This window comes from Actinomyces sp. Z5, assembly GCF_003287795.1.
Lineage (GTDB): Bacteria > Actinomycetota > Actinomycetes > Actinomycetales > Actinomycetaceae > Actinomyces > Actinomyces glycerinitolerans.
The window spans coordinates 50,444-62,900 of the sequence record NZ_QMIN01000047.1 but is presented as its reverse complement, the minus strand read 5'-3'; the positions used below and the strand labels follow the sequence as shown (position 1 = coordinate 62,900).

General features: G+C 70.1%; 11 protein-coding genes and 2 pseudogenes. 6 read left to right on the top strand and 7 right to left on the bottom strand.

The features are described 5' to 3' along the window. Nucleotides 1-54: 54 nt before the first annotated feature. Nucleotides 55-180 (bottom strand): annotated as a pseudogene (locus DRB06_RS16560) (IS110 family transposase); the annotation flags it as partial. A 117-nt stretch (nucleotides 181-297) separates the two neighbouring features. Here DRB06_RS16560 and DRB06_RS16925 point away from each other — a divergent pair. Beyond that, a pseudogene (locus DRB06_RS16925) lies at nucleotides 298-1,590 on the top strand (IS3 family transposase). Here the strand turns inward: DRB06_RS16925 and DRB06_RS06075 are convergent. From DRB06_RS06075 to DRB06_RS16550, 4 genes are all read right to left on the bottom strand, one after another. After that, on the bottom strand, nucleotides 1,533-1,853 hold the full coding sequence (locus tag DRB06_RS06075) for a DUF1778 domain-containing protein (protein WP_111819401.1): 321 nt from the start codon (nucleotides 1,851-1,853) through the stop codon (nucleotides 1,533-1,535). The pseudogene DRB06_RS16925 and the gene DRB06_RS06075 overlap by 58 nt on opposite strands. A gap of 61 nt (nucleotides 1,854-1,914) precedes the next feature. Further along, on the bottom strand, nucleotides 1,915-3,255 hold the full coding sequence (locus DRB06_RS06070; protein WP_111819400.1) for a DUF4921 family protein: 1,341 nt from the start codon (nucleotides 3,253-3,255) through the stop codon (nucleotides 1,915-1,917). A gap of 114 nt (nucleotides 3,256-3,369) precedes the next feature. Continuing rightward, nucleotides 3,370-3,936, bottom strand: coding sequence for a cyclophilin-like fold protein (locus DRB06_RS06065; protein WP_083565776.1), 567 nt, complete (start codon nucleotides 3,934-3,936; stop codon nucleotides 3,370-3,372). 212 nt (nucleotides 3,937-4,148) lie between these two features. Further along, entirely contained in the window at nucleotides 4,149-4,871 is a 723-nt protein-coding gene (locus tag DRB06_RS16550) for an excalibur calcium-binding domain-containing protein (RefSeq protein WP_111819399.1), read from the bottom strand. A gap of 330 nt (nucleotides 4,872-5,201) precedes the next feature. On the opposite strand from DRB06_RS16550, the gene DRB06_RS06055 reads away from it, so the two are divergent. From DRB06_RS06055 to DRB06_RS06040, 4 genes are all read left to right on the top strand, one after another. Next, nucleotides 5,202-5,441, top strand: coding sequence for a DUF4244 domain-containing protein (locus tag DRB06_RS06055; RefSeq protein WP_073330380.1), 240 nt, complete (start codon nucleotides 5,202-5,204; stop codon nucleotides 5,439-5,441). A gap of 208 nt (nucleotides 5,442-5,649) precedes the next feature. Continuing rightward, entirely contained in the window at nucleotides 5,650-5,979 is a 330-nt protein-coding gene (locus tag DRB06_RS06050) for a TadE family type IV pilus minor pilin (protein ID WP_111819398.1), read from the top strand. Further along, nucleotides 5,976-6,464 carry an Rv3654c family TadE-like protein gene (locus DRB06_RS06045; RefSeq protein ID WP_395994429.1) on the top strand — a complete coding sequence of 163 codons (489 nt, stop codon included), beginning with the start codon at nucleotides 5,976-5,978 and terminating at the stop codon, nucleotides 6,462-6,464. The genes DRB06_RS06050 and DRB06_RS06045 overlap by 4 nt, the downstream gene beginning before the upstream one ends. Nucleotides 6,465-6,737: 273 nt before the next feature. Beyond that, nucleotides 6,738-7,631, top strand: coding sequence for an A24 family peptidase (locus tag DRB06_RS06040; RefSeq protein WP_111819396.1), 894 nt, complete (start codon nucleotides 6,738-6,740; stop codon nucleotides 7,629-7,631). 203 nt (nucleotides 7,632-7,834) lie between these two features. Here DRB06_RS06040 and DRB06_RS06035 read toward each other — a convergent pair whose 3' ends face one another. Further along, nucleotides 7,835-10,483 (bottom strand): DEAD/DEAH box helicase, encoded by a 2,649-nt coding sequence (locus DRB06_RS06035; protein WP_111819395.1) that lies wholly within the window; start codon nucleotides 10,481-10,483, stop codon nucleotides 7,835-7,837. Nucleotides 10,484-11,255: 772 nt separating this feature from the next. Further along, complete coding sequence (locus DRB06_RS16545; protein ID WP_258522159.1) at nucleotides 11,256-11,384, bottom strand: hypothetical protein; 129 nt, start codon at nucleotides 11,382-11,384, stop codon at nucleotides 11,256-11,258. Between the two features lie 204 nt (nucleotides 11,385-11,588). Between DRB06_RS16545 and DRB06_RS16065 the strand changes: the two genes are divergently transcribed. Then, nucleotides 11,589-12,457: SWIM zinc finger domain-containing protein (locus DRB06_RS16065; RefSeq protein WP_111819394.1), on the top strand; the 869-nt coding region annotated here is incomplete at its 3' end.

Genomic DNA, 12,457 nt, shown 5'->3' with positions numbered 1-12,457 from the left:
GCAGCATGGCATGCGCCTTATGCCGGCGGCGGGGGGGTGCCCCTACGTGGCTTGTCAAGCGGCGGTGGGTAGTTGTTGGGCTGGTGGGTCGTAGAGGGAGCCGTCTCGGATCATGGCGTATAGGATGAGGATGCGGCGGTGGGCGAGTGCGAGTATGGCTTGGTTGTGGCGTTTGTCTTGGGGGCCTTGGCCCTGTTTGTTGGACACGCTGATTCCGGCTCTGTGTGGCTGGGGAGAGCGAGATGATCTGACCTGTGGGTTGAAGAGTTACTCGGATGAGCTTGCGCCGTCAGGTGCGTGGACTTGTACGAGACGACCCCGGGGGCGATGCGTGCGTGGTATCGCCCAGGACCTGGGGGTCTCCCGCGGGACGCTGCGCGGCTGGTTGCACCGTTGGGGTACCGGGCGGAAGACCGGTCCGGACGGGGCACCGGCCCCCAGCCCTCTCAAACCCAACAGCAAGACTGGGGACAGGGCCCAGACGTCGGCGTCGGCTGGGGAGTCGGTGGAGGAGCGGGTCGCCCGCCCGAGTGGCGGAGAACGCCGCCTTGCGGGCGGAGCGGGCCAAGCTGACCCGGGAGCGGGAGATCTTCCCGGCAGGCGGCCAAGCATGTTTCGCGGGGGAGACGATCCGGTAGAGGCCGCCTGCCCGGTTTCGTCGCCGACCATGCAGCCACCTATGGGGCGGGAGCGGCTGTGCGAGTTGCTCGGGGGTAGCCCGCTCCTCCTTTTACGCCTGGAAACAGGCCGGTCCCAGACGAGCCGAGCGGGCCGCGGCCGATGCCGCCCCGGGCCGAGCGGATACGGCAGATCATCCACGGTGACCGGCCCATGGGAGCCCCCAGGACCCGCCGCCGAACCAGGCGAAGGGATCGACAAGGGCGACGACAGACGCATCAACCGCAAGGCGGGTGGCGCGTCTGATGCGGGCCGGCGGCATTGCGGGGTACCGCAAGCGGCGCCGGGTGCGTACCACCGCACCGGGACCAGGCGGCGTCGAAGTACCCCGATCTGATGGGGCGGGATTTCACAGCGGATGCGCCCAACCGCAAGTACGTAGGGGACATTCCCCCACTGCGTGGGAGGTGCCCCCACCTATCTGCCGCTGGCTGGCGGGAGCAACCTGTACCTGGCCACCGTCATCGACCGCGTATGGCAGGCGCCTGGTCGGCTGGGCGGTGCGCGACCACATGCACACGTCCCTCGTGGTCGACGCCCTACGGGCGGCCGCACACACCCGAGGGAGCCTGCAGGGCGCCATCTTCCACTCCGACCACGGCAGCGTCTACACGCCCAAGGACTTCCACAAGGCCTGCAAGGACCTTGGTGTTACCCAGTCGATGGGTGCGGTGGGCACCAGTGCCAACCAGCGCCCTGGCCGAGTCCTTCAACGCCGCGTTCAAACGGGAAGTGCTCATGGACCAACGCGCCTGGCCTGACGAGCTGACCTGCCGGCGGCAGGTCTTCCGGTGGCTGACCCGGTACAACACCGTGCGACGGCACTCCTACTGCGACAACCTGCCCCCGAACACCTACGAGAACCACCACACACCCGCGACGCCAGCCACTACGTTGGAACACGCCGCATAAACCAACCCCTCGTGTCCACACAACAGGGGCAAGCCCCAGGTGTCGGTCAGGGGAGCGTCGAGCACCTGCATGACTTGTTCGAATGTGGGGTCGTCAACGGTGAACCAGCGGCGGCTCGTCGTGACTCGCTCGGCTTCCATGGTTGCGGACGAGAGTATGAACTCGCTGACGGTGCGGTCCGTTTGGGCTGCGGCTTGTTGGATCAGGGCCTCTTGGCGCGGTGTGGCGCGCAGGTCGATCCGCTGGGTCTTAGCGGGCGGCATGATGGTTCCTCCTTGTACGGATGATGTACGTACGGAGGCCCCACTTGGCAATAGCTGGGCCTCAACGCGTCAGCACCGGGTTGTACAGCAGTCGGTTCGGCGTCGTCGGGCACTCCTCGCCCACCGCCATCGGGGCGATCAGGCGGTCGGCCCGCAGGTCCTCCAGGCGGGACACCACGCGGTCGCGCAGCGTCCACGGGTCGATCGTGTTGAGGTACACCTTGGTGCCGCCCTCGAAGCCCGCCAGGGTAGACACCCGCCACTTCAGGGTGATGTGCCAGGGCATCGGTTGGTCGACGTCGATCGGCTTGTGGTGCCACTCCTCGTTGCTGGGCACGTCCGCGCCCGTAGCCGCATGCAGCGCGTGCAGCAGGTCGGAGACGGCATCCACCTCATCCCGACTCATTAGCCACGGCTCGCAGGTGGGCGACGTCGAATACACCTCCAGCGTCGGGTAGCGGTGCCCGAAGCCGGCAAAGGCCACCGCGTGTTCATTGGACGCCACCAGCAGGCCCCGGTAGGCGGCGTAGTCCACCCCCATCTCGTTGTACAGGTTCGGGTTGGCGCGCACCCGCTGCAACTCCAATTCGGAGGACACGCCCCGCTCGTCGATGCCCACCAGCTGCTTGTGCAGGTGATCGAATGACGCGCCGGCCGGGCGCAGCCAGTTCTGGAACACCGCCACATAGCGAACCCAGCGGTTGGCCTGATACAGGTCGTGCGTGGCCTGCACGGCCAGGCGGATGTAGGCGCGGTGCTCGGCCGGGGTGAGGGTGCCCGAGCCGGCCAGGGAGGAGGAGTCGACGGCGTCGTCGGTGTAGTGCCGCCGCGCCACGATCACGTCGTGACCGCCGGCGAAGAATGCCGCCAGGTACTGTCGGCGAGCGTCCGCGTCCATGGTCTCCCAGGTGTCGGGGTTCTGGCCGGAGGCGCGCAGCTTGGCGCGGGCCACCCGGGCCACGTGGTCGGCGCCGGCCGGATCGGCCAGGTAGGCCTCCATGCGTTCCCGGGCGGCGTCGGGCACTTCATAGCCGTGGTTGGCGTGCCAGTAGTCGTAGGACAGGATCTCGAACAGGTTCGGGATGCGGCGGAACTCGGCGACCGTGTCGAACAGCTCGGCGGCGGGCAGGGCGTCGATCCGCTCGAAGCCGCCGTTGGGCGTGGCCACGACGCGGGACTTCTCCGGCGGAGTCTCGGTGTAGTGCGCCGGGCAGAACTTGCAGGCGCGAGTGCGCTCGGCCTGCGTGAGCGTGTGGACCTCGGCGGCGGGGTGGGAGATGGGGCGGTTGCCGCGTCCGGGTACGGTCCACACCTCGGTGCCGGTGAAGGGACTGATCTGCTTGACGGTCCCGTCCGCCATGCGGGTGAGTGGTTCGGCGGAGGGGGAGTACGGCTGGAGCATGATCCCAAGTATCGCGCCGTCACGGCCCCGACCGGGCCGATATCGGCGGCCCATCCCCGGCGGCTTGCCCGCACCTCGGCGCATACACGCGTCAGTGGCGGCTCGGCCGGCGCGTCACTGCGCCAGGGTGATCGACGCCGGCAGGTCGGCCTGCCTGGCGAGGAGGACGACGTCGTAGTCGGTGTGTCCGATGACGTACAGGCCCGGCCAGGAGCCGACGGCCGTGTAGTACAGGACGAGCACCTTGCCGGGTTCGTACCAGCCGATGTCGCCCGGCTGCGGGGCGCCGGCGCTCATGCCCGTGGTGTCCAGGTCCTGCGGCAGGGAGGCGGTTAGTTCCTGGCCGCCGTAGTCGGAGAAGCTGAGCTCCAGTGGTAGCTGAGCGAGTAGGGAGCGGGTGGCGGCGTTGTCGTCGAGAGTCGCCTCCATGACGGTGCCGTCGAGGGCGCCTCCGAAGGTGATGCGGATCGAGGCGGGTTGTGTTGCGGGCATGTTGGTCTCCTGGGTGGGTTGTGGGCTGCCGGTGGTAGGGCCGGGGTTTGTGGCTGTCGGGGAAACCGTCGCCGGCGACGCGTTGGTGCCTTCGCCGGAGGCGCATGCCGCCAGCGCCAGGCCGGTCAGGGCGACGGGCATACCCTGCAGTAGACCACGGCGAGAGAGCGAGTGAGCAGAGACGTGCATGAAGATCCTTTCGGCTGTGCGCGGTGTCGAGATGGGAGGTTCGCAGCTACTGCGTCTTGCCCAGTCTGGACTCGAGGATGCCGACTCTGGGAGGCACGGGTAGGGCCATCTGGACGCATGGGAGGCGGGAGAAGGCTCTATCGCATATCCTGCCGGGCTGATGATGGCGTCCTGGTGAGCTTCAAAACGCCGACTCGATTTCGTGTGCCGCGTTACTCGCAGGCGATTCCGTCATTGTCGCGATCAAGTGCGCTGCGGTAGCCGGGTTCGCCGGCATAGATCGGTGCGGCGCCCGCTGCCCTGGCCTCGCTGCAATTCTGGTAGTACGCCGACGTGTCCTGCTGTGGCATCAGAGGCGCTGGCGCGGGGGCAGCTTGTTCGGCCTGTGCAGCCTCTTGAGTGGCTTGTTCGGCCTGTCGTGCTGTTTCTTCCTGGGCGGCCTTCTCGGCCGCAGCAGCGGAGGCCGAGGCCGCGGCGGAAGCGGAGGCTTCTGCCTCTGCCGCCGCTGCCGCGGAGGCTGACGCAGAAGCGGCCGCATCGGCGGCGTCGTGGTTCACCGTGAGGGTGATTACCTGGTCGGCGGTGGCCGTTGTCCCGGCGGCGGGGTTTTGCTCCCTGACCGACCAGTTCTCGAGGATGATGACCGTCTCCTCACCGTCGATGTCGGCGAAGGTAGGCCTTTCGATGAATCCTGCCCGTTCGAGTGCTTCCGCAGCCTCCTTCCCATCCATCCCGACCAGGTCCGGGATAATCAGGGCGGCGGCGGTGGTCTGTGTCGGCTGCGCTTCGGATTCGGGGGAGACGCCGCAGGCCACTAGCGTCGGGCCGGCTAGGAACAACGCGGCAATAGCAGCAAAGAATGCGGCTCGGCAACGTTCACGAAGAAGGACGTGCGGGAACCGAGCCGAAGGGGAGTGGGCGGACACTGCCGACATGGAGACTTCCTGTGGATGGGATTCATGGGAGCTGAGGGGAACTCAGGCGATCAGCACCGTACCGGCCTGTGCACCGGCCGTTGCCCAGAAGCATGGAATCGCAATCGCTCATCAACCCGATGTTGAGAATCGTGATCGGCATGTAGTGCGCCCGGAAAGGTGCATGCCGACGCCGCCAGTGTCCACAGGTGCGGTTCGTGCACCCCTAATCCACAGAGATCAAAAGGCCCAGATGCGCCGCCGAGGCGGGTGCCTGACGCTGGTGACGCGGGCACGGTGCCCGCGGGCGCGGCCAACGTCGGCCGGCCCCAACCCCTCCAGGAGGAGATCATGAAGCACACCTTGTTGACCTTGCACAACGCGTGGGTCCTCGCCCACGGCACCCCGCCCGGCTTGAACGAGGCCGACGCCGCCGACCGGGACGGCGAAGCGGGCATGGCGACCGCCGAATACGCGATCGGTACTCTGGCAGCGGCGGCCTTCGCCGGCTTGTTGTTGGCGATCATGCGCTCGGGGAGCCTGACCGGCGTCTTGCAGGGCATCATCGAGTCCGCGCTGTCGGTGGGCTGAGGCGGTCATGTGGACGCCGCAACGCCCAGAGGGAGCCGCGCCCGCGAACCGCCCGCGCGACGCCGCAGAACGGGATCAGGCCGAGCCGGTCGGCCGCGGAAGCCCGGCGGAACGAGGCTGCGAAACCTGCCGACGGCGCCCCGGCTGTCACTGCTGTCATGGCCCGAGAGGCTGTCGTGGACGCGGACCCCGTGGCGGCGAGTGCGGCATGGTGACGGCAGAGCTCGCCGTGACCATGCCGGCCGTTGTGCTCGTCCTGCTGCTGGTGCTCGCCACCGTCAACGCCGGTGTCACCCAGCTGCGGGTCACCGACGCCGCCCGGGTTGCCGCCCGGCAGGCCGCCATCGGGTCCAGTGACGTCGCCGGCGCCGCCCAGCGCGCGGGCGGACCGGTGACGGTGAGCGTCGAGACCGGCGACCTTACCTGCGTGACAGCGAGCCGTCGGGTTCCGGGACCGCTGGGCGGCCTGGGCCTCACGGCCCGCTCCCGGGCCTGCGCCTACACCGAGCCGACCTGGGGCGAGGCAGGTGCGCCATGAGTCGGGCCGAGACACCGCCGCCGTCTACCGGCGTCGGCGGGGGCGGTTCGGAGATGAACGGCACCTGCTCCCGCCGGTCCTGCCTGGGCCACTCGGTGGCCGGACCCGAGCAGGCGGGCGACGCCTTGGCGCGGGCGCCTGATCGTGGCTCTGGCACGGTTATGGTGCTCGGCATCATCGCCGTCGCCCTGTGCCTTGCGCTCGGTGCCACCGGGCTGATTCAGGCCCAGGCCGCCGGCGGTCGGGCCCGGGCGGCCGCCGACCTGGCCGCACTCGCCGGGGCGACGGCGCTGACCTCCGTGGTCGCACCGGCCGACCCCTGCGCCACCGCCCAGCGAGTGGCCCGGGCCAACGGCGCCGAACTCGCCGCCTGCACCGTCGACGGCGAGGACGTCACCGTAGCGGTCGGGGTGCTCACCCGGATCCTCGGAGTTCCACGCCGGGCCGACGCCGCCGCCCGCGCCGGACCGGTCAACCCGCTATGACCGGTGGCCGGGCGGGTGCGTCACGGTGGCGACCCTCGCCCGGTTTACGGTTGGGCGCGCCTCGTTGGTACTCGGCCGGGTTCGCCCGGTGCCGGAGGACCGGCCGACCGGTGCCGGCTGGCTCATAGCGGGCACCGAGCGGCGCAAAACCGTCGCGTCGGTGGTGGCATACCGCGGGTGCCGCTACCGACGCGGGCGGGTTTTGGGGCGAGCGCCCCCGATGATTGGAGCGCAGCGGGGCCGTGCCAGGGCGTCGTGACATGAGAAGGTGGGATGGTGAACGCAGCTGCCGTGTTGCCCGTGGTGGCGGTCTGTCTCATGGCCGTCGCATCCGTAGGAGTGGCCGTCTGGCCCGCCTCCGGCTTTGCTCGGGGCTACGTCGACCGGTTGGAACAGGCCTCAGAAGAGGACGCCGGTCGGAGCGACGCTGCCACCGGCGGTGCCGGCGGCAGCGGAGCCGACGAAACCGCCGGCGAGGACGGCCGCGCTGAAGACGGGTGCGCCGACGGGCGAAGCGCCCAAGCGGCCGGCACGGAGGCCGAGCCCACCGGCGCGGGTGGGATGACCGATGTGACTGCTGTGCGAGTCCGCTCCCGGGGTCTGCTGGAACGCCGTCCCCAGGGCGTGTTGGCGGCGATCCTGTGCGCGGTGACCCTGGCTTGGGGACTTGGCCACGGGGCGGTGGGCTACACAGCCCTCGCCCTGCCGGTGGTGGCCCTGCTGGGTGTGGCCGGCAGCGTCGACGCCGTCTGCCACCGGCTGCCCAATCGCCTGCTCGGTACCGCCGCGCTCTGGCTACTGGCGGTCATGGCTATACGAGCCCTGGGAAACATGGCCTTGATTGCACCGTCAGCTGCGGAACCATGGACGGTGGGGCGGGCGGTGCTGTGCGCATTCGGAGCCGGGGCCGCCGTCTTCGCGATGTGGCTGATTCCCGCCTCCGGCATGGGACTCGGGGACGTCAAACTATGCGCCCTGCTGGGGCTGTGGCTGGGCTACATCGCGGTGGATTGGGTGGTCGCCGGCCTGCTGCTGGGCTTCATACTCGCCGGACTCGTGGCCATCGGACTCCTGGTCACGCGCCGGGCCGGGCGCAAGGACACGCTCGCCTTCGGGCCCTACTTGGCCGCGGGCGGCTGGCTCGCCTGGCTGCTGGCCGTGGCCTGACGCCGCGTCGAGCGCAGGGTTCCCGACGCCGCCGGGAACTTCCATGAGCTCAGCGACCTGACGCCGAACCGGGCACGGGACGCCGTTCGAGGCGGCCGGGCCAATGTCACCGGCGCTCTACGCCGCCGTCATGGCGGCGGCGTTTGCGGGCACACAACTCGGGGGTGGCGTGACCGCCACCGCGTGAACGAACCCCGACGGAATTACGCGGCCGCGACGTCGTCGGGGATCGCATCCAGCAGCAGTTGCAGCAGTGCGATCGCGCCCGCCTTGTCCAGCGGCTCGTTGTTGTTGCCGCACTTCGGTGACTGCACGCAGCTCGGGCAGCCGGCGGTGCACGAGCACTCGGAGACCACTGCGAGCGTCGCCTCCAGCCAGGCGCGCCCCGCCCTGAAGCCGCGCTCGGCGAAGCCTGCGCCACCGGCCTGGGCGTCGTGCACGAACACCGTGGGCGTCAGCGTCTGCGGGTGCAGCGCCGTCGACAGCCCGCCGATGTCCCAACGGTCGCAGGTGGCCAGCAGCGGCAGCATCCCGATCATGGCGTGCTCCGCAGCATGCAGGGCGCCCGGCAACTCCGCGGCCTCCAGCCCCGCGCGGGCGGTGAGCTCCACCGGCACCGTCCACCACACCGACGCCGTCGGCAGCACATGCTCGGGCATGGACAGCGGATGCTGAGAGACCACCTCCATGCCCGGCAGCGCCAGCTTGTTGTAGCCGACCACCTGGCTGGTGACCTCCACCGAGCCGAAGGCCCACACCACGCCGTCGGCCCACTGCTGCCGCTCCCGCTCGGCGACTATGCGCACCGAGCTCTGCTCGCGCGCCCGCGTGCGATACCCGACCGCCGTCTTGCGGCTGACGACGGCCGCCTCCTCGGTCAGCTCCTCCACCAGGTAGGTGCGGCCCTGGTGGATGTAGACCGCCCCAGGATGGACGGTGGAGTCCGCGGACGACCCGGACACGGTGCCGACGACGGCGCCGGTCGACTCCTCCACCACGGGCACGTCCGCCGGCCCGTCGCCGCGCAGGGAGGTCAGGTCCTGCGCCCGGCCCGGCAGGTTGGTGTTCCAGAACCAGCCGGTCGGGCGGCGTCGCAGCGCCCCGCGGGCGGCCAGCTCCGTCAGCAGGGAGTCGTCGGGCAGGCCGAACAGGGGCAGGTCCTCCTCCCGCAGGGGCGACTCCGAGGCCGCCGCGCACAGGTGCGGGGCCAGCACGTAGGGGTTGGCGGGGTCGAATACGGTGGCCTCCGGGGCGGCGAACACATCCTCGGGATGGTGGACCAGGTAGGCGTCCAACGGGTTGTCGGAGGCGATCAGCACCGCCACGCCGCGGCCGCCGGCGCGCCCGGCCCGGCCCGCCTGCTGCCACAGGCTCACCCGGGTGCCCGGCCAGCCGGCGATGATCACGGCGTCCAGGCCGGTGACGTCGATGCCCAGTTCGAGGGCGTTGGTGGTGGCCAGCGCCCGCAGGCGGCCGCGGCGCAGATCCTGCTCCAGGGTGCGACGCTCCTCGGGCAGGTAGCCGCCCCGGTAGGCGGCGACCGTGTCCGCCAGCTCCGGTTGGGACAGGCCGAGCGTGTGCCGGGCCCGTTCGGCCACGATCTCGGCGCTGCGGCGCGAGCGCACGAACACCAACGCCCGCGCGCCCACACTGAGCAGGTCCACGAGCAGCTCGGCGGCCTCAACCACCGCGCTGCGCCGCGCCGCCGGATCCTCCGTCGGATCGTCCGTGTCCGGGCCGACGGGCGCGGCGGGCCGGGAGGCGGGGGATGGCGCCGGTGGGCGCGGCGGGCCTGCCTGGCTGGTCGGTGTCTGCGCCGAGGAGGGATCGCCTTCCACCGAAGATGCGGTTACGCCGCCCGGGCGGTTCAGGAAGGGATCGGCGGCGGGGAAGTCACTCGCCTGCGCCAGGGCCGCCACCGAGTTCTCCCAGGCCGCCCAGGGATCCAGCAGGGCCGGCTGCCACAGGGCGAGGGTGTGCTCGCCGGTGGGGGCGGCGTCGTCGGCGATGGCGGTGATGGCCTCGGGCTCCGCCCCGATCAGGCGGGCGGCCGTGAGTGCCGGCTCGGCCGCCGTCGCCGACGCGCACAGCACCACGGGCTCGGGGCCGTGCGGGCGCAGGCGGCGCACCAGCCGCAGCAGCCTACGCAGCACCAGGGCCACGTGGGCGCCGAGAATGCCGCGGTAGGCATGGCACTCGTCGACCACCACGTAGCGCAGCGAGCGCAGCAGGCGGTTCCAGCGCTCGTGGCCGGGCAGGAGCGAGAAGTGCAGGAAGTCGGGGTTGGTGAGTATGACGTCGGCGTGGGCGCGGGCCCAGTCGCGCTCGGGCAGAGGCGTGTCGCCGTCGCAGGTGGCGGCGTGCACAGTGCGCAGTGAGCCGCCCGGGACGCCCGCCTCGCGCTGAACCGACTCCAACTCGGTGATCAGGCGGTCCAGGGCGGCAGCCTGGTCGGCGGCCAGTGCCTTGGTCGGGGACAGGTACAGGGCGGTGGGACGACGCCCGTAGGCGGAGATACGGGCATCGGTGTCTGCGCGTTGGGCGGCCAGGACCTCCGAGAGGACGGGTAGCCAGGCGGCCAGAGACTTGCCCGAGCCGGTGCCGGTGGCGAGCACGGTGTGCCGGCCGGCGTGGACGGACTCGGCGGCGGCAACCTGATGCGTCCAGGGGCGGTCTACGCCCAGGCGGGTGTAGGCGGCGATCAGGTCGGGGTCCGCCCAGGCGGGCCACTCGCCGTGGCGACCGGGGCGGGCCGGGGTGCGCTGTAGGTGAATCAGCCGGCTGTCGCGCGCGCCGATGCTTTCGAGCAGGTCGGTGAGGTCGCGCGCGGGCGAGTGCGGCTGGGTGGTCATGGGGCAAGTGTGCCGCAGGGGTACGACGGGAACCGTCAGCCGGGTGGTTGGGCGGGGTGAGACTGGCTTGGCGGAGATGCGGGGAGAGCGGGACGGGCCCCGAGTGGAGCCGGTTCCAGGCTGGGGCGGCCCCGGGTGGAGCCGGTGCAGGCCGCACAGGTTCCGGGCGGGGCCAGCTCCGGGTGGAGCCGGTGCGGGTTGCACACTGGAGCTGTCAGGACAAAGTCGGCCGATCGTGTCTTTTCGTTGGAATCACGCGGAAGTGGTGGCCGGGGCGGGGTTTGGTGTTGACGCTCCAGTGTGCAACGAGGGCCTCGTTGCACACTGGAGGTGTTCTGCCGCCAAGGCTGTTTCGGTGAAACCGCGGAATCATGCGGTTTCGGGAGCCGGGTTCGGATAGGTTGCGTGCAAGTCGGAGCCTTAGGGGCATATACGTGATCGGCGACCGCGAGGCATGGACGCGATGCCGGTGCTTCCGCGACCTCGGCGGCGCCCTCGAGCCGCAGCCGGGCGCAGGGCAGTACTTGTGAGCGCGGTCTGCGCCATCCTGGGATGGGACCCGGCGATCGTGGGACTGCGTGAACGAGAGCGCCTCCATCGGTTTGAGGAGACGCTGCCGCCGGTCTTCAACGACAGGGGTCTCCCCGTTCGGCAATGCTGCCGCAATCGCGTGTCCGCGGCTGCAGGCGCAGGCTGCTGAGGACCGTACCCCGCTGGCGACGCACTCGCTTATTGGACAATCGGCGCACTCGCGGATGTCGGTGAGCCTTTCTCAGTAGGGGAGGCTGTTGTTCAGGTTGAGGATGACCAGGGCGGCGGTGGTGTCGACGCTTGTGCCCTTGACGGGTGTCTTGATTCCGATGCCGGCGTCCACATCCTGAACCCGATGAGAAGAGTTCAATGTCCATCGGTGACCACTTTGAGTGACGGCCCACGCGTTGCTAGATGAGCAAGTGGCGCCAGAATGGGGAAAGCTCGACGTTCCCGATCGGCTTCTGAGCTCACCTTGGACCAAAGTGGTCACGGATGGACAGATTTGGGTTCGCTGGGCGACCTCTGGTGCAGTCCCGGTTGCACCTTGACCGGCCTTTGGCACGATAGGCGTATGCGCATCGAATCACTCGGCTCGCTTACTGAGGCGGCCCTGGCCACGGCCGCTGACGGGGCCGTCTACGGGCGCGGCCAGGGTCTGGTGGACGCGGTCGGCGAACTTCGAATCGCTGACGGCGAGGCTACCGCCACGGTTTCCGGCACCTTCCCCTATTCGGTTCGGTTGACCTGGCAGCAGGATGAGGATGGCGGGGTCGCGGGCGATTGCAACTGCCCGCACCACGCCTCGGGCGCCTTCTGTAAGCACCTGGTGGCCGTCGGCCTGGCCGTGCTGCAGGCGGCCGAGCGTTCCGGTGCCCTGGTGCAGGCCGAGCCTGTGGGGGCGGAGGAACCAGCCCCTGAGGACGAGGCGGCCACCGCCGTCGAGGCCTATCTGAATGGCCTGGATGCGGACCAGCTGCGCGAGCTGATCCTGAATCTCGCCGACTCCAATGCGGAGGTGTTCCGCTCGCTGAGCACGACGGCGTCCCTGGTCGGCGGGGACGTGGAGGCGGTTGCCGCGGACCTGATGGCGCAGGCTAAGTCTGTCACCGGAGTGCGCCGCTTCCTCGGCTACCGGGACGCCATGGACTACGGCAAGGACGTGGGCGACGTCCTGAACGAGCTAGAGCCCCTGCTAGATACTGCCGACGGCGCTAAGGCAGCGGCGCCCGCACTGCTCCACATCACCACCCGCCTGCGCAAGCAGATGGAGAGGAATATTGACGACTCCAGTGGCGTGGTCGGTGATGTCTGCCAGCGCGCTGTGAGGCTCTACGCCCGCGCCTGCTGCGCAAGCCCGCCCGAGCCGGGCAAGCTCGGGCGCTGGCTGGCGAAGTTCCGCCTGGACTCGCCCGGTTGGCCCTCGGTCACCCTGGCGGAGTT